Annotated in this window: 24 protein-coding genes; 18 read left to right on the forward strand and 6 right to left on the reverse strand. The window is 70.1% G+C overall.

Annotated features, from left to right (window positions below; translation table 11 throughout):
• Positions 1-294 precede the first annotated feature (294 nt).
• From ABZ192_RS05225 to ABZ192_RS05235, 3 genes are all read left to right on the forward strand, one after another.
• A complete protein-coding gene (locus ABZ192_RS05225; RefSeq protein ID WP_274815471.1) occupies positions 295-1212 on the forward strand; it encodes a heme o synthase in 918 nt (305 codons plus the stop codon).
• Positions 1213-1281: 69 nt separating this feature from the next.
• A complete protein-coding gene (locus tag ABZ192_RS05230; RefSeq protein WP_356923171.1) occupies positions 1282-1614 on the forward strand; it encodes a hypothetical protein in 333 nt (110 codons plus the stop codon).
• 151 nt (positions 1615-1765) lie between these two features.
• Complete coding sequence (locus ABZ192_RS05235; protein WP_356923172.1) at positions 1766-2872, forward strand: amidohydrolase family protein; 1107 nt, start codon at positions 1766-1768, stop codon at positions 2870-2872.
• A 16-nt stretch (positions 2873-2888) separates the two neighbouring features.
• Here ABZ192_RS05235 and ABZ192_RS05240 read toward each other — a convergent pair whose 3' ends face one another.
• Genes ABZ192_RS05240 through ABZ192_RS05255 form a run of 4 tightly spaced genes read right to left on the reverse strand, consistent with a single transcriptional unit; the run spans position 2889 to position 6488 of the window.
• Positions 2889-3896 carry a COX15/CtaA family protein gene (locus ABZ192_RS05240; protein ID WP_356923322.1) on the reverse strand — a complete coding sequence of 336 codons (1008 nt, stop codon included), beginning with the start codon at positions 3894-3896 and terminating at the stop codon, positions 2889-2891.
• Between the two features lie 57 nt (positions 3897-3953).
• Complete coding sequence (locus ABZ192_RS05245; protein ID WP_356923323.1) at positions 3954-4670, reverse strand: ABC transporter permease; 717 nt, start codon at positions 4668-4670, stop codon at positions 3954-3956.
• A gap of 50 nt (positions 4671-4720) precedes the next feature.
• Positions 4721-5644 carry an ABC transporter ATP-binding protein gene (locus ABZ192_RS05250; protein WP_356923173.1) on the reverse strand — a complete coding sequence of 308 codons (924 nt, stop codon included), beginning with the start codon at positions 5642-5644 and terminating at the stop codon, positions 4721-4723.
• Between the two features lie 31 nt (positions 5645-5675).
• Positions 5676-6488 carry an AAC(3) family N-acetyltransferase gene (locus ABZ192_RS05255; protein ID WP_356923174.1) on the reverse strand — a complete coding sequence of 271 codons (813 nt, stop codon included), beginning with the start codon at positions 6486-6488 and terminating at the stop codon, positions 5676-5678.
• A gap of 161 nt (positions 6489-6649) precedes the next feature.
• Between ABZ192_RS05255 and ABZ192_RS05260 the strand changes: the two genes are divergently transcribed.
• Genes ABZ192_RS05260 through ABZ192_RS05295 form a run of 8 tightly spaced genes read left to right on the forward strand, consistent with a single transcriptional unit; the run spans position 6650 to position 13207 of the window.
• Positions 6650-7393, forward strand: coding sequence for an ArsR family transcriptional regulator (locus tag ABZ192_RS05260; protein ID WP_279546939.1), 744 nt, complete (start codon positions 6650-6652; stop codon positions 7391-7393).
• Complete coding sequence (sufB, locus tag ABZ192_RS05265; RefSeq protein WP_356923175.1) at positions 7390-8811, forward strand: Fe-S cluster assembly protein SufB; 1422 nt, start codon at positions 7390-7392, stop codon at positions 8809-8811. Before ABZ192_RS05260 ends, sufB begins: the two co-directional genes overlap by 4 nt.
• A 57-nt stretch (positions 8812-8868) precedes the next feature.
• On the forward strand, positions 8869-10053 hold the full coding sequence (gene sufD / locus ABZ192_RS05270) for a Fe-S cluster assembly protein SufD (protein ID WP_356923176.1): 1185 nt from the start codon (positions 8869-8871) through the stop codon (positions 10051-10053).
• Positions 10050-10367 (forward strand): non-heme iron oxygenase ferredoxin subunit, encoded by a 318-nt coding sequence (locus ABZ192_RS05275; protein ID WP_020273986.1) that lies wholly within the window; start codon positions 10050-10052, stop codon positions 10365-10367. Before sufD ends, ABZ192_RS05275 begins: the two co-directional genes overlap by 4 nt.
• A gap of 7 nt (positions 10368-10374) precedes the next feature.
• Positions 10375-11139, forward strand: coding sequence for a Fe-S cluster assembly ATPase SufC (gene sufC / locus ABZ192_RS05280; protein ID WP_354739202.1), 765 nt, complete (start codon positions 10375-10377; stop codon positions 11137-11139).
• The gene (locus ABZ192_RS05285) at positions 11136-12392 is read left to right on the forward strand and encodes a cysteine desulfurase (protein WP_356923177.1); all 1257 of its coding nucleotides are present in this window, start codon (positions 11136-11138) and stop codon (positions 12390-12392) included. Before sufC ends, ABZ192_RS05285 begins: the two co-directional genes overlap by 4 nt.
• Before the next feature lie 15 nt (positions 12393-12407).
• Positions 12408-12878, forward strand: a complete 471-nt coding sequence (gene sufU / locus ABZ192_RS05290) for a Fe-S cluster assembly sulfur transfer protein SufU (protein ID WP_086561392.1) — start codon at positions 12408-12410, stop codon at positions 12876-12878.
• On the forward strand, positions 12875-13207 hold the full coding sequence (locus ABZ192_RS05295; protein WP_010039749.1) for a metal-sulfur cluster assembly factor: 333 nt from the start codon (positions 12875-12877) through the stop codon (positions 13205-13207). The genes sufU and ABZ192_RS05295 overlap by 4 nt, the downstream gene beginning before the upstream one ends.
• A 96-nt stretch (positions 13208-13303) precedes the next feature.
• On the opposite strand, the gene ABZ192_RS05300 is transcribed toward ABZ192_RS05295, so the two are convergent.
• Complete coding sequence (locus tag ABZ192_RS05300; protein WP_356923178.1) at positions 13304-14134, reverse strand: AbfB domain-containing protein; 831 nt, start codon at positions 14132-14134, stop codon at positions 13304-13306.
• Between the two features lie 170 nt (positions 14135-14304).
• Between ABZ192_RS05300 and ABZ192_RS05305 the strand changes: the two genes are divergently transcribed.
• The 7 genes from ABZ192_RS05305 (at position 14305) to ABZ192_RS05335 (ending at position 18799) form a co-directional block, all read left to right on the forward strand.
• Positions 14305-14625 (forward strand): multidrug efflux SMR transporter, encoded by a 321-nt coding sequence (locus tag ABZ192_RS05305; protein WP_356923179.1) that lies wholly within the window; start codon positions 14305-14307, stop codon positions 14623-14625.
• On the forward strand, positions 14625-15185 hold the full coding sequence (locus ABZ192_RS05310) for a TetR family transcriptional regulator (RefSeq protein ID WP_356923180.1): 561 nt from the start codon (positions 14625-14627) through the stop codon (positions 15183-15185). Before ABZ192_RS05305 ends, ABZ192_RS05310 begins: the two co-directional genes overlap by 1 nt.
• 122 nt (positions 15186-15307) lie before the next feature.
• Positions 15308-15469, forward strand: coding sequence for a hypothetical protein (locus ABZ192_RS05315; protein WP_356923181.1), 162 nt, complete (start codon positions 15308-15310; stop codon positions 15467-15469).
• A 53-nt stretch (positions 15470-15522) separates the two neighbouring features.
• A complete protein-coding gene (gene dapD / locus ABZ192_RS05320; protein WP_356923182.1) occupies positions 15523-16512 on the forward strand; it encodes a 2,3,4,5-tetrahydropyridine-2,6-dicarboxylate N-succinyltransferase in 990 nt (329 codons plus the stop codon).
• A gap of 127 nt (positions 16513-16639) precedes the next feature.
• Entirely contained in the window at positions 16640-16870 is a 231-nt protein-coding gene (locus ABZ192_RS05325; RefSeq protein ID WP_356923183.1) for a hypothetical protein, read from the forward strand.
• A 163-nt stretch (positions 16871-17033) separates the two neighbouring features.
• Entirely contained in the window at positions 17034-17591 is a 558-nt protein-coding gene (locus ABZ192_RS05330; RefSeq protein ID WP_356923184.1) for a SigE family RNA polymerase sigma factor, read from the forward strand.
• A complete protein-coding gene (locus tag ABZ192_RS05335) occupies positions 17588-18799 on the forward strand; it encodes a WD40 repeat domain-containing protein (protein WP_356923185.1) in 1212 nt (403 codons plus the stop codon). Before ABZ192_RS05330 ends, ABZ192_RS05335 begins: the two co-directional genes overlap by 4 nt.
• Here the strand turns inward: ABZ192_RS05335 and dapA are convergent, their stop codons facing one another.
• Positions 18800-19684, reverse strand: a complete 885-nt coding sequence (gene dapA, locus ABZ192_RS05340) for a 4-hydroxy-tetrahydrodipicolinate synthase (RefSeq protein WP_356923186.1) — start codon at positions 19682-19684, stop codon at positions 18800-18802.
• Between the last annotated feature and the right edge of the window lie 77 nt (positions 19685-19761).

A 19761-nucleotide genomic window follows, 5' to 3' on the forward strand; every position in this document is an offset into this window, starting at 1 on the left:
TTCTTTCGAGTCACTCCAGAGTGCCGGGACACGTTTCGATCCGCTTCCTGACTGGGCCGTATCCCATTCGACAGGTGAATACGGAGCCGCTCATCCGGGTGCTCAATCGAGCTTCCGCACGCCCTTCCGGAGCCGCCCTCCAACACGAGCCGACCCCCGCGAATGTCCGACTCTGGGCAACGTCTAAAGTGGCGTGGTACGCGCGAGCCTTTACCGGTACTTCACACGGGTGAGGCTTGCTGGGATGTCTCTGTAGGGGTGTGCGTGACGGCCGTTGAATCCCGTCCAGCGGGGATGATCGGGACGGACCAGAGCCCGGCCCACCGGCCGTTCGGGGCCCGTGTCAAGGGGTTCGTGGCTCTCACCAAGCCGCGGATCATCGAGCTGCTGCTCATCACCACCGTCCCGGTGATGTTCCTGGCGCAGCAGGGTGTGCCCGACCTGACGCTGGTGCTGCTGACCTGCGTCGGCGGTTACATGTCCGCGGGCGGCGCCAACGCGCTCAACATGTACATCGACCGCGACATCGACGCGCTGATGGACCGCACCTCGCAGCGGCCGCTGGTCACCGGCATGGTCAGCCCGCGCGAGTGCCTCGCCTTCGGCATCACCCTGGCGATCGCCTCGACGCTGCTGTTCGGCCTCACGGTGAACTGGCTGAGCGCCTGGCTCTCCCTCGGCGCGCTCCTCTTCTACGTCGTCGTCTACACGATGATCCTCAAGCGCCGCACCTCGCAGAACATCGTGTGGGGCGGTATCGCCGGCTGCCTGCCCGTGCTGATCGGCTGGTCCTCGGTCACGAACTCCATGTCGTGGGCCCCGATCATCCTGTTCCTCGTCATGTTCTTCTGGACGCCGCCGCACTACTGGCCGCTGTCCATGAAGGTCAAGGAGGACTACGCGCGCGTGGGCGTGCCCATGCTGCCGGTGGTCGCCTCCAACAAGGTCGTCGCCAAGCAGATCGTGATCTACAGCTGGGTCATGGTCGCCGTCTCGCTGCTGCTGACCCCGCTCGGCTACACCGGCTGGTTCTACACGTCGGTCGCCCTGCTGGCGGGCGGCTTCTGGCTCTGGGAGGCGCACGGCCTGCAGAACCGCGCGAAGGCGGAGGTGACGGGCGCGAAGCTGAAGGAGATGCGCCTGTTCCACTGGTCGATCACCTACGTCTCGCTGCTGTTCGTGGCCGTCGCGGTCGACCCGTTCCTGCGCTGACGCACCGCTGACGTACGTCACAGGGGCCTGCTCTCGCCAGTCGATCTACTCGTGAGTAGCATCCTGGTCATGGCAGAGACGCAGCAGGTTGACCCGAAGGCCGAGCGCAAGGCGGCCCGGCTGGCCAAGCAGATCAGCTCCTTCTCCAAGGCCCACGGCGGCGCGGAGGGCCAGGTCGCCTACCTCGGCGACCGCGGCGCCCGCATCGTCCTGGTCGGCGAGGACGGCAACTGGGGCGACCTGGTGGCCCCCTCGTACGAGATCGCCGAGAAGGCCGTGGAGAAGTCGGGCATCACGACCCACGAGTCCTTCGACGGCGAATTCGCGGCGAAGGTGAAAACGGGCCGCTACGAGTGGTCACGCATGGCTGGGATCCAAGTAGGCGGCCCCAAGAACAACTGACCCTCTTCAGGGGCGCGGGGAACTGCGCGACCAGCCACACACCACCCGCACCCGCCGAACAACACAGGCACCCCACCCCGGGACCGCGACCTCAACCCGGTTCACCCGTTAAGACCCTCAGGAACAACAGGGTCCACACCGGGGAGCCCGGATGATCGAAACGCCGTCCCTAGTGGACCAGTACTGCCACGGAGTACTCCGCACGGAGTTGGGCCTCGGCACCTTCGAGGCCCACCTCTCCCGCACGGAGGGCCCACCCGCCCCCGGCACCACCCTCTTCGACACCCAGACCGGCTTCGCCGTGCGGCGCTGGTGCCCACCACTGCTCGGCCTCGAACCGCACTGCACGCCCGCCCGCTACCTGGCCCGCCGCCGCGAACTGGGCGTCTTGGACTCGGCCCGCCGGCTCCTGCGCGGCAGCGGCATCACGACGTACCTGGTCGACACGGGCCTGCCCGGTGATCTGACCGAACCCGGCGAACTGGCCTCCGCAGGAGCCGCCGAGGCCCGCGAGATCGTCCGGCTGGAGCTGCTCGCCGAGCAGGTCGCCGACACCTCCGGGACCGTCGAGTCCTTCCTCGCCAACCTCGCCGAGTCCGTGCACGCCGCCGCCGCGCACGCCGTCGCCTTCACCTCGGTCGCGGGCGTACGGCACGGCCTCGCGCTGGCGCCCGAGCCGCCCGGGCCGGGGGATGTGCGGGGGGCCGCCGGCCGCTGGATCGCGGGGCGCGAGGTCGGCGGGGAACTCAGCGACCCGGTACTGCTGCGGCACCTGCTGTGGAGCGCCGTCGCCTCGGGGCTGCCGCTCCAGCTGCACGCGGGGCTCGGCGCGCCGGGCCTGCGGATCGACCGTACGGATCCGGTGCTGCTGACCGACTTCGTACGGGCCACGGCCGGTCTGGGTACGGACCTCGTCCTGCTGCACGGCTACCCGTACCACCGGCAGGCCGCCCACCTGGCCGGTGTCTTCCCGCATGTCTACGTCGATTCCGGCGCGGCCCTGGTCCGCACCGGCGCCCGCGCCGCGACCGTCCTCGCGGAGATCCTGGAGCTGGCGCCCTTCGGCAAGATCCTCTTCTCCACCGGCGCCCAGGGACTGCCCGAGCTGCACGTGGTGGGGGCCCGGCTGTTCCGCGAGGCGCTCGGCCGGGTGCTCGGCACCTGGGTCGCCGAGGGCGCATGGTCCCTGGCCGACGCGCAGCGGGTGGCGGGGATGCTGGCGTCGGGGAACGCGCGGCGGGTGTACGGGCTCGACTGAACCCTGGTCTTGGCCTCTAGGCCTTCGTCAGGGAGGCCTCGGCGGCGGGACCGGGTACGTCCACAGCCGCCTCCGGCCGTTCGCGCAGTGACAGCACCACCCGCAGCACCCAGATCCACATCATGGCCGAGCCGAACATGTGCAGGCCGACCAGGACCTCGGGCAGGTCCGTGAAGTACTGGACGTAACCGATGACGCCCTGCGCGAGCAGGATCAGGAACAGTTCGCGGGTGCGGTTCAGTGGGCTCCTGGGGGCGTCGACCGCCTTGAGGACGAACCACAGGGCGAACGTCAGCGTCACCACGATCCACGCCAGCACGGCGTGCAGCTTGCTCACCGTCTCCCAGTCGACCGGCATCCGCTCGACCTCGCTGGAGTCGCCCGCGTGCGGACCCGCGCCGGTGACCACCGTGCCGACCAGGATGAGCAGCACGGCGGCGGCGACCAGGAACCAGACCAGCTGCTGCACGGCCTTGCCGACCAGCGGGCGCGGCGGAGCGTCGCCCTCACGGGTGCGCTGCCACATCACCGTCGCCACCGCGATCAGCGCGGACGTCGCGACGAAGTGGGCCGCGACCGTGTACGGGTTGAGACCGACCAGCACCACGATGCCGCCGAGCACCGCGTTGCTCATCACGATCCAGAACTGCACCCAGCCCAGCCGGGTCAGGCCGCGCCGGTACGGCTTCTGCGAGCGCGCGGCGATGATCGCCCAGCCGACGGCGGCGCACAGCACGTACGTCAGCATGCGGTTGCCGAACTCGATGGCGCCGTGGAAGCCCATCGCGCTGGTCGCGGTGAGTGAGTCGGCGGTGCACTTGGGCCAGGTCGGGCAGCCCAGGCCCGAGCCGGTCAGCCGAACGGCTCCGCCGGTGACCACGATGAGCACCGACATGACGATGGCGGAGAGGGCCGCGCGCTGGACCGTCCGGGGTTCCGGGGTCCAGCGCTCGGCGATGAAGGCGAGCGGGTTGCGCAGGGCCGCCCTGGCGTCGGCACGGGTCACTTTTGGCACGCGACCCATCGTAGGACGCCGCTTGTGCACGCTTTCACGAGGGTCGGTCATGGCTTGCTCCAACGCTCATTCCCAGCGGAAGAACCGTCCGGCCGCCGCCAGCCCCACCACCGCCCAGACACCCAGGATCCCCAGGTCGGCCCAGGGCATCCCGGCCCCGTGCCGGAGCACGTCCCGCAGGCCGTCGGACAGGGCCGAGATGGGCAGCAGGCCGAGCAGATCCTGCGCGGCCGGGGGGAACTTGTCGAGCGGCACGATGACCCCGCCGCCGACGAGCAGCAGCAGGAACACCAGGTTGGCGGCGGCGAGCGTCGCCTCGGCCTTCAGCGTCCCGGCCATCAGCAGCCCGAGGCCTGAGAAGGCAGCCGTACCGAGGACCAGGAGCAGCAGGACGGCGAACGGGTTGCCGTGCGGCGACCAGCCGAGCGCGAAGGCGATCACCGTCAGAAGGATCACCTGGAGCACCTCGGTGACCAGCACGGACAGCGTCTTCGCGGTCATCAGGCCCCAGCGCGGCAGGGGCGAGGAGGCGAGCCGCTTCAGGACTCCGTAGCGGCGCTCGAAGCCGGTCGCGATCGCCTGCCCGGTGAACGCCGTCGACATCACCGCGAGCGCGAGGATGCCGGGGGCGAGGAAGTCGACGGCCTCGCCGGCGCCCGTGTCGACGATGTCGACGGTGCTGAAGAGCACCAGGAGCAAGGCAGGGATGACGACGGTCAGCAGCAGCTGCTCGCCGTTGCGCAGCAGCATCTTCGTCTCGAGCGCGGCCTGGGCCGCGATCATGCGGGTCAGGGGCGCGGCCCCCGGCTTCGGCGCATAGGTGCCGGTGGCGGTCACGAACGCAGCTCCTTACCCGTGAGCTCCAGGAAGACGTCCTCCAGGGTGTGCCGCTCCACCGAGATCTTCTCCGGCATCACGCCGTGCTGGGCGCACCAGGAGGTGACCGTCGCGAGCAGCTGAGGGTCGACCTTGCCGACGACGCGGTAGGAACCCGGCGTCAGCTCGGCGGCCGAGCAATCGGCGGGCAGGGCCTTCAGCAGCGAGCCGACGTCCAGCCCGGGGCGGCCGGAGAAGCGGAGCGTGTTCTCGGCGCCGCCGCGGCACAGCTCCTCCGGGGAGCCCTGGGCGATGACCCGGCCCGCGTCGATGATCGCCACGTCGTCGGCGAGCTGCTCGGCCTCGTCCATGTAGTGGGTGGTGAGGATCACGGAGACGCCGTCGTCGCGCAGGTCCCGGACCAGGTCCCAGGTGGCGCGCCGGGCCTGCGGGTCGAGCCCGGCGGTCGGCTCGTCCAGGAACACCAGCTCGGGGCGCCCGACCACAGCCATCGCCAGCGCGAGCCGCTGCTGCTGCCCGCCCGACAGCCGCCGGTACGCCGTACGGCCGCAGGAGCCGAGCCCGAGGCGTTCGATCAGCGCGTCCACGTCCAGGGGATGGGCGTGCAGCTTGGCCACGTGGCGGAGCATCTCGTCGGCGCGGGAGCCCGAGTAGACGCCGCCGGACTGGAGCATCACGCCGATGCGGGGCCGCAGGTCACGGGACTGGCCGACCGGGTCGAGGCCCAGGACGCGCACCGTGCCGGAGTCCGGCTTCCGGTACCCCTCGCAGGTCTCGACCGTGGTCGTCTTGCCCGCCCCGTTGGGGCCGAGCACGGCGGTCACACCCTCCCGGGCCACCAGGTCCAGCCCGTCCACCGCGGTCTTCGTGCCGTACCGCTTCACCAGGGCCTGGACCTGGACCACGGGCTCACTTCGCATGGGTCCAGAGTCTAGGTTCGTGCGCGGGGCCTCAGACCGGCGGGTGCAGGAACTCCTCCTCGCGGGGCCGGTGGACCGCCAGCCACTGTTCGGCGTAGGCCACCGCGTCCGCCACCGGGAACAGCCGTGCCTCGGCCGCCCCGACCTTTCCGCGTACGACGGGACGGTCCCGCTCGAAGTCGTAGCCCAGCTCGTCGAAACGGTCCGAACTGATGGACACCTCCGTCACGGTCTCCCAGCCCTCGAGTCCCGGCCGGCCCACGGCGACGCGCGGGGACGGTATCCGGTACTCGGCGAGGTGGAAGCTGGTGCAGGAGGCGTAGCCGGCGCCGAGCAGCAGGACCCGGGCGCCCATGGCCTCCAGCTTCGCGAGCGGGCTGCGCTCGCCCAGCCGGCAGTCGGGCGCGTGCCCCTCGATCACCTCCGCCGCGCGCGGGCCGACCGCCGCGAACGAGGTCTGCGGATGGGCGCTGCGCAGCGCACCGGGCCAGGTGCGCACGGTCTCCGGGACGACGCCGACCCCGCGCGTGGGCGTGATCCGGGGGTCGTAGGCGGGCATCGTGGCGCGGATGGTCTCCCACCAGTCCGGGGGCACGGGCGGGTTGCCCCACAGGGCCGGGTCGGAGAGGTCGCCGGTCTGGGTCGGAACCACCAGCGTGCCCTGAGGGCCGAGCGCGTCGAGCAGTCCCTGCACCACCGCGACGGCGCCGCCGTTGACCCAGCCGAGGGAGCTGAGCGAGGAGTGCGCGAGGAGGGTCTCGCCGGGGCGCACACCCAGCTCGGACAGCTGCGTGCGCAGGGTGTCCCGGGTGACAAGAGGGCCGGTCGGAGGGGGTGTGGACATGGTTCGGGAGTGTCCCCGAAGCGGCATCGGCATGCCACCGGTTTGATCGATCAGAGATCGTTTCCGCAGGTCAGGTTAGCTTTACCTAAGTGACGCAGGGCACCCCCGGGGTGGCCGGACGCCGCTTGCCCGCCCCCGATGAATTACGCAACAATGGCGTTGTGAAAAACGTCGGCGAGGCTCGGGAGAACCCCACGGGGTCCCCGCAGGAGGAACTCGCGACCGGGGAGCGGTCCACCCGCAACCGAGTCGCGCGGTCCATCCTGGACCACGGCCCGTCGACCGTCGCCGAGCTCGCCGAGCGGCTGGGTCTCACCCAGGCGGCCGTACGCCGGCACCTCGACGCCCTCGCGGGCGACGGTGTCGTCGAGGCGCGCGAGCAGCGGGTCTACGGCGCGCGCACCCGCGGCCGGCCGGCCAAGGTGTTCGCCCTGACCGACTGCGGCCGGGACGCCTTCGACCAGTCGTACGACAAGCTGGCGGCGGACGCGCTGCGCTGGATCGCCGACCGCGAGGGCGGGAACGAGGCGATCGCCGCCTTCGCCCGCGCCAGGATCGCCGCGCAGGCGGGCGCGTACCGCGAGGCGGTCGAGGCCGCCGCGCCCGAGCAGCGGACACAAGCGCTGGCCAAGGCGCTGAGCGCGGACGGGTACGCTGCTACGGCGCGCAGTGCGCCCCACCCTCAGAAGGGTGAGCAGCTCTGTCAGCACCACTGCCCGGTCGCCCACGTCGCCGAGCAGTTCCCGCAGTTGTGCGAGGCGGAGACGGAATTTTTCGCCGAGTTGCTCGGTACACACGTACAGCGGCTCGCCACCATCGCGCACGGCGACGGCGTCTGCACGACGTTCATCCCCAAGATTTCCCACAACGCATCTGCAAGCACGGCCGGGAGGAACCCCGCATGACTCTCCCCACGGAGACTGCCCACCCTGAGCTCGAGGGCCTGGGCAAGTACGAATACGGCTGGGCCGACTCCGACACGGCCGGCGCCTCTGCCAAGCGCGGCATCAACGAGGACGTCGTCCGCGACATCTCCGCCAAGAAGAACGAGCCGGAGTGGATGACCAAGCTCCGCCTCAAGGGCCTGCGCCTGTTCGAGAAGAAGCCCATGCCGAGCTGGGGCTCGGACCTGTCGGGGATCGACTTCGACAACATCAAGTACTTCGTGCGCTCCACGGAGAAGCAGGCGGCCTCCTGGGAGGACCTGCCCGAGGACATCAAGAACACGTACGACAAGCTGGGCATCCCCGAGGCCGAGAAGAACCGCCTCGTCGCCGGTGTCGCCGCGCAGTACGAGTCGGAGGTCGTCTACCACCAGATCCGCGAGGACCTGGAGGAGCAGGGCGTCATCTTCCTCGACACCGACACGGCCCTGAAGGAGCACCCGGAGCTCTTCAAGGAGTACTTCGGGACCGTCATTCCCGTCGGCGACAACAAGTTCGCGTCGTTGAACTCCGCCGTGTGGTCGGGCGGCTCCTTCATCTACGTGCCGCCGGGCGTCCACGTGGAGATCCCGCTCCAGGCCTACTTCCGTATCAACACGGAGAACATGGGCCAGTTCGAGCGGACGCTGATCATCGTCGACGAGGGTGCCTACGTGCACTACGTCGAGGGCTGCACCGCCCCGATCTACAAGTCGGACTCGCTGCACTCCGCGGTCGTCGAGATCATCGTCAAGAAGAACGCCCGCTGCCGCTACACGACCATCCAGAACTGGTCGAACAACGTCTACAACCTGGTCACCAAGCGCGCCGTGGCCTACGAGGGCGCGACCATGGAGTGGGTCGACGGCAACATCGGCTCCAAGGTGACGATGAAGTACCCGGCCGTCTACCTGATGGGCGAGCACGCCAAGGGCGAGACGCTGTCCATCGCCTTCGCCGGCGAGGGCCAGCACCAGGACGCGGGCGCCAAGATGGTCCACATGGCGCCGAACACGTCGTCCAACATCGTGTCGAAGTCCGTCGCGCGCGGTGGCGGCCGTACGTCCTACCGCGGTCTCATCGAGATCGGCGAGGGCGCTGCGGGCTCCAAGTCGAACGTGCTCTGTGACGCGCTGCTGGTCGACACGATCTCCCGCTCGGACACCTACCCCTACGTGGACGTCCGCGAGGACGACGTGTCCATGGGCCACGAGGCCACCGTCTCCAAGGTCTCCGAGGACCAGCTCTTCTACCTGATGAGCCGCGGTCTGAGTGAGTTCGAGGCGATGGCGATGATCGTGCGCGGCTTCGTCGAGCCCATCGCCAAGGAGCTCCCCATGGAGTACGCGCTGGAGCTCAACCGGCTGATCGAGCTGCAGATGGAAGGCGCGGTCGGCTGACGCCCACCGCAGTCCCATCAAGCCCTTACGTAACGGAAAGCGAGCACTACGACAGCCATGGCTGAGGCTCAAAACATCCCGGTGGGTTCTACCACCACCGGCTCGATCGCGGTAGCGGCCGAGTCGACCGTCGCCACCCGCATGAGCGCGCCCCCCTCCTTCGACGTGGCGGACTTCCCCGTTCCGCACGGCCGTGAGGAGGAGTGGCGGTTCACCCCGCTGGAGCGCCTGCGCGGGCTGCACGACGGCACCGCCGTGGCCGACGGCACCGGCGTGAAGGTCGACGTCCAGGCCCCCGAGGGCGTCACCGTCGAGACCGTCGGCCGCGACGACGCGCGGCTCGGCAAGGCGGGCACCCCGGTGGACCGCGTCGCCGCCCAGGCCTACTCGGCGTTCGAGAAGGCCTCGGTCGTGACCGTCCCGAAGGAGACCGTCCTCACCGAGCCGATCCGCATCGCGGTGCACGGCCAGGGCGGCACCGCCTTCGGCCACCAGGTGATCGAGCTGGGCGCCTTCGCCGAGGCGGTCGTGGTCATCGACCACACCGGTGACGCGGTGCTCGCCGCCAACGTCGACTACCTCCTGGGCGACGGCGCCAAGCTGACCGTCGTCAGCGTCCAGGACTGGGACGACAAGGCCGTCCACGTCGCCCAGCACAACGCGCTCGTCGGCCGCGACGCCTCCTTCAAGTCGGTCGTCGTCACCTTCGGCGGCGACGTCGTCCGGCTGCACCCGCGCGTCCGCTACGCCGGGCCCGGCGGCGAGGCCGAGCTGTTCGGCCTGTACTTCACCGACCAGGGCCAGCACCAGGAGCACCGCCTCCTGGTCGACCACAACGTCCCGCACTGCAAGTCGAACGCCGTGTACAAGGGCGCGCTCCAGGGCGACGACGCGCACGCTGTGTGGATCGGCGACGTGCTCATCGAGGCCGCGGCCGAGGGCACGGACACGTACGAGATGAACCGCAACCTGGTCCTCACGGACGGGGCGCGCGTGGACTCCGTACCGAACCTCGAGATCGAGACCGGCGAGATCGTCGGCGCCGGCCACGCCTCGGCGACCGGCCGCTTCGACGACGAGCAGCTCTTCTACCTCATGGCCCGAGGCATCCCGGAGCACGAGGCCCGCCGTCTCGTGGTCCGCGGCTTCTTCGCCGAGCTGGTCCAGCAGATCGGCCTCCCCGACATCGAGGAGCGCCTGATCGCCAAGATCGAGGAGGAGCTGGAGGCGGCGGTCGCATGACCTTCGTACGCGCCTGCGGACTGGGCGAGCTGGAGGAGGACACCCCGAAGCGGGTGGAACTCGACGGCACGCCCGTGTCCATCGTGCAGACCGAGGGCGAGGTGTTCGCGATCCACGACATCTGCTCGCACGCGAACGTCTCCCTGTCGGAGGGCGAGGTCGACGACTGCCACATCGAGTGCTGGCTGCACGGCTCGCGCTTCGATCTCCGCTCCGGCAAGCCCGACGCCCTTCCCGCGACGCGCCCCGTCCCCGTATACCCCGTAAAGATCGAAGGGGACGACGTGCTCGTCTCCCTCACCCAGGAGTCCTGAGGCACCCATGGCAACGCTTGAAATCCGAGACCTGCACGTCACCGTCGAGGTCGAGAACGGCACGAAGGAAATCCTCAAGGGTGTCGACCTCACCGTGAAGCAGGGCGAGACGCACGCCATCATGGGCCCCAACGGCTCGGGCAAGTCGACTCTCGCCTACTCCCTCGCGGGACACCCGAAGTACACGATCACCGGCGGCACCGTCACCCTCGACGGCGAGGACGTCCTGGAGATGTCCGTCGACGAGCGCGCACGCGCCGGCCTGTTCCTCGCGATGCAGTACCCGGTCGAGGTCCCGGGTGTCTCCGTGTCGAACTTCCTGCGCACCTCCGCGACCGCCATCCGCGGCGAGGCGCCCAAGCTGCGCACCTGGGTGAAGGAGGTCAAGGAGGCCATGGAGCGCCTCAACATGGACCCCGCCTTCGCCGAGCGCAACGTCAACGAGGGCTTCTCCGGCGGCGAGAAGAAGCGCCACGAGATCCTCCAGCTGGAGCTGCTCAAGCCGAAGATCGCGGTCCTCGACGAGACCGACTCCGGCCTGGACGTCGACGCCCTGCGCGTCGTGTCGGAGGGTGTGAACCGAGTCCGCGAGACGGGCGAGGTCGGCACTCTGCTGATCACGCACTACACGCGCATCCTCCGCTACATCAAGCCCGACCACGTGCACGTCTTCTCCGGCGGCCGGATCGTCGAGTCCGGCGGTGCCGAGCTCGCCGACAAGCTGGAGAACGAGGGCTACGAGGCATACACGAAGGGTGGCGCATCCGCGTGACATTGCTGCCGGGCCTCCTCGACACAGAGGCGATCCGTAAGGACTTCCCCATCCTGGACCGTCAGGTCCACGACGGTAAGAAGCTCGTGTATCTGGACAACGCGGCGACCAGCCAGAAACCGCGCCAGGTGCTGGACGCCCTCAGTGAGTACTACGAGCGCTACAACGCCAACGTCCATCGTGGCGTGCACGTCCTCGCCGAGGAGGCCACGGCGCTGTACGAGGGCGCGCGCGACAAGGTCGCGGACTTCATCAACGCGCCCTCGCGCGACGAGGTGATCTTCACCAAGAACGCCTCCGAGTCGCTCAACCTCGTGGCGAACATGCTGGGCTGGGCCGACGAGCCCTACCGCGTGGACTCCGACACCGAGATCGTCATCACGGAGATGGAGCACCACTCCAACATCGTGCCGTGGCAGCTGCTCGCGCAGCGCACGGGCGCGAAGCTGAAGTGGTTCGGCCTGACCGACGACGGCCGCCTGGACCTGTCCAACATCGACGAGGTCATCACCGAGAAGACGAAGATCGTCTCCTTCGTGCTGGTCTCCAACATCCTGGGCACCCAGAACCCGGTCGAGGCGATCGTGCGCCGCGCCCAGCAGGTGGGTGCGCTGGTCTGCATCGACGCCTCGCAGGCCGCGCCGCACATGCCGCTGGACGTGCAGGCCCTGCAGGCCGACTTCGTGGCCTTCACCGGCCACAAGATGTGCGGTCCTACTGGTATCGGCGTCCTGTGGGGTCGCCAGGAGCTCCTGGAGGACCTGCCGCCCTTCCTCGGCGGTGGGGAGATGATCGAGACGGTGTCGATGCACTCCTCGACCTACGCCCCGGCGCCCCACAAGTTCGAGGCGGGCACCCCGCCGGTCGCCCAGGCGGTCGGTCTCGGCGCGGCGATCGACTACCTCAACTCGATCGGCATGGACAAGATCCTCGCCCACGAGCACGCGCTCACCGAGTACGCCGTGAAGCGGCTGCTGGAGGTCCCCGACCTGCGCATCATCGGCCCGACGACGGCCGAGGAGCGCGGCGCGGCGATCTCCTTCACCCTCGGGGACATCCACCCGCACGACGTGGGCCAGGTCCTCGACGAGGAGGGCATCGCGGTCCGGGTCGGCCACCACTGCGCGCGGCCGGTCTGCCTGCGTTACGGAATTCCTGCGACCACGCGAGCGTCGCTCTATCTGTACTCCACGCCGGCCGAGATCGACGCGCTGGTCGACGGCTTGGAGCACGTACGGAACTTCTTCGGCTGAAGGGCGTGCTGAACGGTGAAACTGGACTCCATGTACCAGGAAGTCATCCTGGACCACTACAAGAACCCGCACGGGCGGGGCTTGCGGGATGGCGACGCCGAGGTGCACCACGTCAACCCGACGTGCGGTGACGAGATCACCCTGCGCGTGAAGTACGACGGGACGAAGATCGAGGACGTCTCGTACGAGGGCCAGGGCTGCTCGATCAGCCAGGCCTCGGCCTCCGTACTGAACGAACTCCTCGTCGGCAAGGAGTTCTCCGACGCGCGGAAGATCCAGGAGACCTTCCTGGAGCTGATGCAGTCGAAGGGGAAGCTCGAACCCGACGACGCGATGGAGGACATCCTGGAGGACGCGGTCGCGTTCGCCGGGGTGTCCAAGTACCCGGCCCGGGTCAAGTGCGCCCTGCTGAGCTGGATGGCCTGGAAGGACGCGACGGCCCAGGTGCTGGGCGGCGCCGACGCCGAGAAGGAGACGACGGCATGAGCGAGACCGTGGAGATGAAGCCGGCCTCGGAGGAAGAACTCCGTGAGGCCCTGATGGACGTCGTCGACCCCGAACTGGGCATCGACGTCGTCAACCTCGGCCTGATCTACGGCATTCACGTCGACGAGTCGAACATCGCGACCGTCGACATGACCCTGACCTCCGCGGCCTGCCCGCTGACGGACGTCATCGAGGACCAGGCGAAGTCCGCCACGGACGGCCTGGTCAACGAGTTGCGCATCAACTGGGTCTGGATGCCGCCGTGGGGCCCCGACAAGATTACGGACGATGGGCGGGAGCAGCTTCGGGCGCTCGGGTTCAACGTCTGAGATCCCCCTCTGAGATCCCTGTCCGAGTTCCTCGTCCGGGGTTCACTGACTGACGAAGGGGCGGCACCCTCCCGGGGTGCCGCCCCTTCGCGTGTCTCAGTCCAGCCCGGCCACCAGCCGGAACGCCGAGTCCGCGCGGTACAGGCCGTCGTACTGGTACGGCTCGAGGCGGAGTTGGAAGTTGCGGTGGCGGAGGAAGCGGCCCGGGTAGTTCACCGACTCCAGCATGATCGCGCCCGCATAGCTCGCGGGGCGGGGGCAGAAGGTGGCGTCCTTGCGGAAGAGGGACGAGCCGTCGTTGCGCTCCGCGCCCAGGACGAAGTTGCGGTGGCGGAGGTAGGAGCCGTCGGCCGTGGTGAAGGAGTAGCAGGAGGAGTCGGCCAGGCCCGCCACCCGTTCGAAGGTGGCGTTGCGGCGGGCCGAGGCCGAGCCGGCCGGGGCGAGGGTGACGTAGCCGCCGCTGGTCTGCCAGTAGCGCTCGGGGTAGTTGACGGAGCGTATCGAGGTCCCGGGCTTCGCCGCCGGGGGCTTCGCCGACGGGGTGGACCGGTGGGACGCCGGGGGCTTCGGCGCCTTCGTGTGCGGCTCCGGACTGGCGTCGGGGTGGGGCGATGTGCTTCGGGTGGGCGTGGGGGACGGGCGCTTGTGGTGCTGGGCGGGCGCTTTCCCCGCCTTGGAGGGCGTCGCGAAGGAGATCAGGCCGCCCGGCGCCGAACTGCTGAGGGTCGTCGGCTGCGCCGCCGACGGGGTCGGCTCGCCGGTCCGGCTGTCCATCACCGCGATCGCCGTCACGCACGCGCTGACGGTGGCCAGGGCGAGGGCCGCTGCCAGCCACAGCCGTCGCGTTCCCGGTGCCCGGGTGGTGTCCGGGGCCCAGCCGCTCTCCCACGGGCGGTCCACTGGGGGCCGGGACTTCTCTTCTGACATGCGAGTTTTCCTCCGGCGGGCACCCTTGACGGCGGCGCAGTTGTGGTGGCCCGGTGTGTGATCGGGTGACACCGTAGTGGACCAGTGGGATCTCTGGGGGGCGTTTGTTGAAAGCGGTATCTCTTCCCCCGTTGCGTACGGGTGTACAGATGTTGTGTACGCTCGTACACATGGGTTATCTGCTGTTGGCCGGGGCCATCGCCGCCGAAGTGGGCGCGACGACCGCCATGAAGTACAGCGAGGGCTTCAGCAGGCTGGGACCCTCGCTGCTGACACTCCTCGGCTACCTCGTCTCCTTCGCGCTGCTCGCGCAGACGCTGAAGACTGTCTCCGTCGGAACGGCCTACGCCATCTGGGCCGGCATCGGCACCGCAGCCATCGCCGCCATCGGGTTCGTGTTCCTCGGGGAGGGGATGACCGTCGCCAAAGCCGCCGGGATCGCGCTGATCATCGTCGGGGTCGTGGTGCTGAACCTGGGAGGTGCCCACTGATGCCCCGGCGCTACGACCCCGAGCGGCGGCAGCGGATCATCGACGCGGCGATCAGGGTCGTCGGGGCGAAGGGCATCGCCGGGCTGAGCCACCGCACGGCCGCCGCCGAGGCCGATGTGCCGCTCGGCTCGACGACGTACCACTTCAAGACCCTCGACGAGCTGCTGGTGGCCGCGCTGCGGCAGGCCAACGAGGGCTTCGCCAAGGTCGTCGCCGGGCGGGGCGGTCTCGAGGACCCCCGGACCGACCTGGCGGCCGAGCTGGCCGGCTGGATGGGGGAGTGGCTCGCGGGTGACCGCACGGGCGTCGAGCTGGAGTACGAGCTGTACCTCGCCGCCCTGCGCCGGCCCGCCCTGCGGCCCGTCGCCGCCGAGTGGGCCGAAGGCGTCGCCGAGCTGCTGTCCCGGCGTACGGATCCGGTGACCGCGCGGGCGCTGGTGGCGGTCGTCGACGGCATCTGCCTTCAGGTGCTGCTGACCGGGGTGCCCTATGACGAGGCGTACGCCCGGGAGGTGCTGGGGCGGGTTGTCGCGGGGGCGACGCGAGGCGAGGGCGCGTGAGTTGGGGGCGGGTGAGTGCGGCGCGCGAGTCAGGCGTGAGTGGGGCCAGCGAGTCAGGGGCGCGTGAGTGGGGCGCGCGTGTCAGGGGCGGGTGAGTGGGGCCGCGAGTGATGCTCGTGCGAGTGAGGGAGCGCCGGGACGATCCGATGTCGGCCGCGGTCGCCGCCGGGCCGCCCGGCGTCCGGGCGCGACGGGGCCGTCGCCGCGCGCCGCCGACCAGGGGCGGGACGTACCGCCCGGCACGTGCCGTCGACCAGCGGCGGGACGTACCGCCCGGCACGTGAGACGCCCCCGCACGGGTTCGCATCGACCGCTGTCCGCCGGTTAGGTTGCCCTCATGACCGACACGACTGCTCCTCGCTCAACCGGCGCCGTGGCCGCCGGGCTCGCCACGATCGCCGCCGACGGCACCGTCCTCGACACCTGGTTCCCCGCGCCCGAGCTGGCCGACGCGCCCGGCCCGTCCGGCACCGAGCGGCTCTCCGCCGAGCAGGCCGCCGAGCTGCTCGGCGGCGGTGCCACCGCGGCGATCGGCCCGGACGCCCGCCGGGGCGTCGAAGTGGTCGCGGTCCGCACGGTCATCGCCTCGCTCGACGAGAAGCCGATCGACGCGCACGACGTCTACCTGCGTCTGCACCTGCTCTCCCACCGCCTGGTCAAGCCGCACGGCCAGAGCCTGGACGGCATCTTCGGCTTCCTCGCCAACGTCGCCTGGACCTCGCTCGGCCCGGTCGCCGTCGACGACCTCGAGAAGGTCCGGCTGAACGCCCGCGCCGAGGGCCTGCACCTCCAGGTGACCTCCGTCGACAAGTTCCCGCGGATGACGGACTACGTGGCCCCCAAGGGCGTGCGGATCGCCGACGCCGACCGGGTCCGCCTCGGCGCTCACCTCGCCGAGGGCACCACCGTCATGCACGAGGGCTTCGTCAACTTCAACGCCGGCACGCTCGGCACGTCGATGGTCGAGGGCCGTATCTCGGCGGGTGTCGTCATCGGCGACGGCTCGGACATCGGCGGCGGCGCCTCGACCATGGGCACCCTGTCCGGCGGCGGCAACGTCATCATCTCCATCGGCGAGCGCTGCCTGGTCGGCGCCGAGGCGGGCGTCGGCATCGCCCTCGGCGACGAGTGCGTCGTGGAGGCCGGCCTGTACATCACCGCCGGCACCCGCGTCACCATGCCCGACGGCCAGATCGTCAAGGCCCGCGAGCTGTCCGGCGCCTCCAACATCCTCTTCCGCCGCAACTCGGTCACCGGCACCGTCGAGGCCCGGCCGAACAACGCGGTGTGGGGCGGGCTGAACGAGATCCTGCACAGCCACAACTGATCACCCCCGTACGAGGTACTCCGCGTGACCTCGTAGTGGTTTTGGCAGATGAACGGGTGGGCGCAGGGTCCGATGAACGGGCGTTGTGTCCTGTCAGAAGCCGAAGCGATGAAGCGAGGACCGGGGTATGAGGAACGAGCGGGGACGGGGCGTGGCGCGCTTGCTGGCGGGGGCCGTCGCAGGGCTGGTGGTGTGCTGGTGGCCGGCGGGCGCCGCGTACGCCGACGAGACCAATACGGGATCGCACAACGGCCATCGGGTCGGTCTGATCAACGTCAACGTCGGTCAGGTCGACGACCCGGCGGAGGACGTGCTGGAGCACACGCTGCTGTTCGGTGACGGGTACGCCTGGAACTGAGCCGGCAGTTCCACGGGCCGGGGCCCGTACCGCGCACACGTGCGGTACGGGCCCCGGCCCGTTTTTCGTGTCCGGCGGGTGGCATAGCGGGAGGCTCCCGCGCGCGTCACAAGGGATACGGGGGCGGGCAGTGGGTCCGCCCCGGGGGAAGGCGAAGGTGACGATGGATGCCGAAGCGCAGGAGAGCTTCCGGGAATTCGTGGCGAACAGGTCGTCCACGCTGCTGAAGACCGCGGTCCTGCTGAGCGGCGGCGACCGGCACGCGGGCGAGGATCTGCTCCAGAACGCGCTGATCAAGGCGGCGGGCCGCTGGCACCGGATCGACGAACCCGAGGCGTACGTCCGGCAGATCCTCTACCGCCAGCAGGTCAGCCGCTGGCGGCTGAAGTGGCCGAGGCGCGAACTGAGTGTCGCCGAACCGCCGGAGACCACGGCCGCCCCGGACGCCTCCGGCGCGGCCGAGCTGCGGCTGCTGATGCGGGGCGCGCTGGCCCGGCTGACCGCGCGGCAGCGCACCGTGCTCGTGCTGCGCTACTTCGAGGATCTGCCCGAGGCGGAAGTGGCCCGCATCCTGGGGTGCTCCGTCGGCACCGTGCGGTCCGCCACCCATCGCTCCCTGGCCCGGCTGCGCGCTCTCGCGCCCGAACTGGCCGCCCTGGGCCCGGCCGCCGCGGATGAGCGGCCGTCCCGTGACTACTCGCCCGTGGAGGTGCGTCAGTGAACGTCGACGAACTCGTGCGCGACGCGCTGCGCGACCAGGCCGAGGGGCAGCCGCCCGTGGCGCCGGGCTTCGCCGACCGGGTGCTCGCGGTCCGCCGGCGCCGCCGCAGTCGCCGGCTCGCCTCCGCCGCCGCGGCGGCCGCCGCCGTGGTCGCCGTCGCCGTGGCCGTGCCGATGCTGGACTCGGGCAAGCAGGACGTACGTCCCTCGGGCGGCGTGGAGCAGACCAGCGTCACCGCCCGTCCGGACCAGTCGCCCCCGCGTGACCTGATCGCCGCCGGCCGGGTCGCCCTGGCCGCGTACTTCACCAGGTCGATCGTCGAGCAGTCCGCCGACCGTGCCGTCTCCCAGCGCACGTACTGGCTGCTGAACCCGAAGACCAACAAGTACGTGAAGGACGACCGGTGGTCGTACGTCGCCGTCGCTCCCGGGATGACGACCGCCGCCGTCCTCGAACGAAACCTGCCCGTGCCGCGCATCGGTCTGCTCGACCTGGCGAGCGGTCAGGTCAAGCGGTGGATCCCGGTCGACCGGCCGGTGGCGGGGGTGGAGTTCTCCACCGACGGCAGGAAGCTCGTCGCGACGACGTACAGCAAGAACCCCGACCGCCGGGTGAAGATCGACGGGTCGGAGGGCTGGGACGCCCCCTTCATGGAGTCGGACCGGACCGGGTTCCACGTCATCGACGTGGCCTCCGGAAGCAGTTCCTGGGCGGGGGTGGAGATCGGCGGGACTGCGCACAATCCCGAGGTGTTCATCAACTCGCGCCAGGACTTCGCGTTCACCCGCGACGGCCGTCTCGTCTGGTCGGGTATGCCCAGCGAACCCGGCAAGACGTTCCACGACTTCACCGGCAAGCAAGTCCCCGCGCCCGCGCTGGAACGGTACCGGGACTGGTCCGTCGAGGCGGGCGTGTCGCCGGACGGGCAGCTCGTCGCCGGCCCGTTCGCGGGGCAGAAGTGGAAAACGTCCTCCTTCGTGCTCGACGCGCGCACCGGGAAGCAGCGCGAGGTACGCGGGCAGCAGCTGCTCGCCTGGGCGGACGGGGACTCGCTCGTCGCCTGGGACATCGGGCCGGACGGGAACGAGTACCGCCAGCGGCTGGTACTGGTGCACATCGGCGGCGAGAAGACGACCCCGCTCAGTGATTTCCGGTCGCCCAAGGACAACACCAAGGGGCGGTGGGAGCCGGTGTTCGCGGAGCGGTGATCAGGTCCGGGTGAGGTCCGCGTGGAGCGTGACCAGGGCGTCGGTCGTGGCGGGGCCGGCCGGCCGGAGCGGGGCGCGGACCGGGCCCGCGGGGAGGTCCAGGGCGGTGAGCAGCGCCTTCGTCGTCACCGTGCCTGGCAGGCCCGCCGACATGATCGCCTCGATGAGGGGGGTGGCCTGCTGCTGGAGGCGGGCCGCCTGTGCCGTGTCGCCCGCGTCGAACGCGTCCAGCACCGCTCGCAGCCGGGCGGGGACCACGTTCGACACCGTGCTGACGTAACCTGCCCCGCCCACCGCGTACAGGGCGAGGTTGTGCTCGTCGCAGCCCGCGTAGTACGCCAGGTCCGCGCGGGCCAGCACCTTCTGGGCGGCCAGGAAGTCGTAGGAGCAGTCCTTGACCGCGACGATCCTGGGGTGTGCCGAGAGACGGAGGATCGTCTCCGGTTCGACCCGGACGCCGGTGCGGTTCGGGATGTCGTAGAGCATGAGCGGGAGCTCACTGGCGTCGGCGATCTCGCGGAAGTGGGCCTCGATCGCGTCCTGCGGGGGTCTGCTGTAGTACGGCGCCACGACCAACAGGCCGTCCGCGCCCGCCTTTTCCGCCTCCCTGGCCAGGTCGACGGTGTGGCGGGTGTCGGGTGTGCCGATGCCCGCGACGATCGACGCCCGGTCGGCCACGGCCTCGCGGACGGCTGCGATCAGGGCCGACTTCTCGGCGTCCGTGGTGGTCGGTGACTCGCCCGTCGTGCCGGACAGGACGAGGCCGTCGCAGCCCTGTGCGACCAGGTGGGCGGCGAGGCGCTGGGCACCGTCGAGGTCCAGGGCGCCGGACGTCGTGAACGGGGTGATCATCGCGCACAGGGCGCGGCCGAAGGGGGGCGTCATGTGAGTAGTGTCGGCAGCGTGACTGTGTAGCTCCAGTTAATTCTGCTACCCGGTATTCGGTAGGAGTGCTTTCCGGT

The organism is Streptomyces sp. NPDC006235 (genome assembly GCF_040613735.1).
Lineage (GTDB): Bacteria > Actinomycetota > Actinomycetes > Streptomycetales > Streptomycetaceae > Streptomyces.

Excerpts from the sequence above, each read along its gene's own strand:
- ABZ192_RS05305 (WP_356923179.1), top strand. The coding sequence starts at position 14,305 with ATGGGTTATCTGCTGTTGGCCGGGGCCATCGCCGCCGAAGTGGGCGCG.
- sufB (WP_356923175.1), top strand. The coding sequence starts at position 7,390 with ATGACTCTCCCCACGGAGACTGCCCACCCTGAGCTCGAGGGCCTGGGC.
- sufD (WP_356923176.1), top strand. The coding sequence starts at position 8,869 with ATGGCTGAGGCTCAAAACATCCCGGTGGGTTCTACCACCACCGGCTCG.
- ABZ192_RS05245 (WP_356923323.1), bottom strand. The coding sequence starts at position 4,670 with ATGATCGCGGCCCAGGCCGCGCTCGAGACGAAGATGCTGCTGCGCAAC.
- sufC (WP_354739202.1), top strand. The coding sequence starts at position 10,375 with ATGGCAACGCTTGAAATCCGAGACCTGCACGTCACCGTCGAGGTCGAG.
- ABZ192_RS05240 (WP_356923322.1), bottom strand. The coding sequence starts at position 3,896 with ATGGGTCGCGTGCCAAAAGTGACCCGTGCCGACGCCAGGGCGGCCCTG.
- ABZ192_RS05310 (WP_356923180.1), top strand. The coding sequence starts at position 14,625 with ATGCCCCGGCGCTACGACCCCGAGCGGCGGCAGCGGATCATCGACGCG.
- dapA (WP_356923186.1), bottom strand. The coding sequence starts at position 19,684 with ATGACGCCCCCCTTCGGCCGCGCCCTGTGCGCGATGATCACCCCGTTC.
- ABZ192_RS05255 (WP_356923174.1), bottom strand. The coding sequence starts at position 6,488 with ATGTCCACACCCCCTCCGACCGGCCCTCTTGTCACCCGGGACACCCTG.
- ABZ192_RS05230 (WP_356923171.1), top strand. The coding sequence starts at position 1,282 with ATGGCAGAGACGCAGCAGGTTGACCCGAAGGCCGAGCGCAAGGCGGCC.
- ABZ192_RS05330 (WP_356923184.1), top strand. The coding sequence starts at position 17,034 with ATGGATGCCGAAGCGCAGGAGAGCTTCCGGGAATTCGTGGCGAACAGG.
- ABZ192_RS05300 (WP_356923178.1), bottom strand. The coding sequence starts at position 14,134 with ATGTCAGAAGAGAAGTCCCGGCCCCCAGTGGACCGCCCGTGGGAGAGC.
- ABZ192_RS05275 (WP_020273986.1), top strand. The coding sequence starts at position 10,050 with ATGACCTTCGTACGCGCCTGCGGACTGGGCGAGCTGGAGGAGGACACC.
- ABZ192_RS05225 (WP_274815471.1), top strand. The coding sequence starts at position 295 with ATGATCGGGACGGACCAGAGCCCGGCCCACCGGCCGTTCGGGGCCCGT.
- ABZ192_RS05295 (WP_010039749.1), top strand. The coding sequence starts at position 12,875 with ATGAGCGAGACCGTGGAGATGAAGCCGGCCTCGGAGGAAGAACTCCGT.
- ABZ192_RS05235 (WP_356923172.1), top strand. The coding sequence starts at position 1,766 with ATGATCGAAACGCCGTCCCTAGTGGACCAGTACTGCCACGGAGTACTC.
- ABZ192_RS05250 (WP_356923173.1), bottom strand. The coding sequence starts at position 5,644 with ATGCGAAGTGAGCCCGTGGTCCAGGTCCAGGCCCTGGTGAAGCGGTAC.
- dapD (WP_356923182.1), top strand. The coding sequence starts at position 15,523 with ATGACCGACACGACTGCTCCTCGCTCAACCGGCGCCGTGGCCGCCGGG.
- ABZ192_RS05325 (WP_356923183.1), top strand. The coding sequence starts at position 16,640 with ATGAGGAACGAGCGGGGACGGGGCGTGGCGCGCTTGCTGGCGGGGGCC.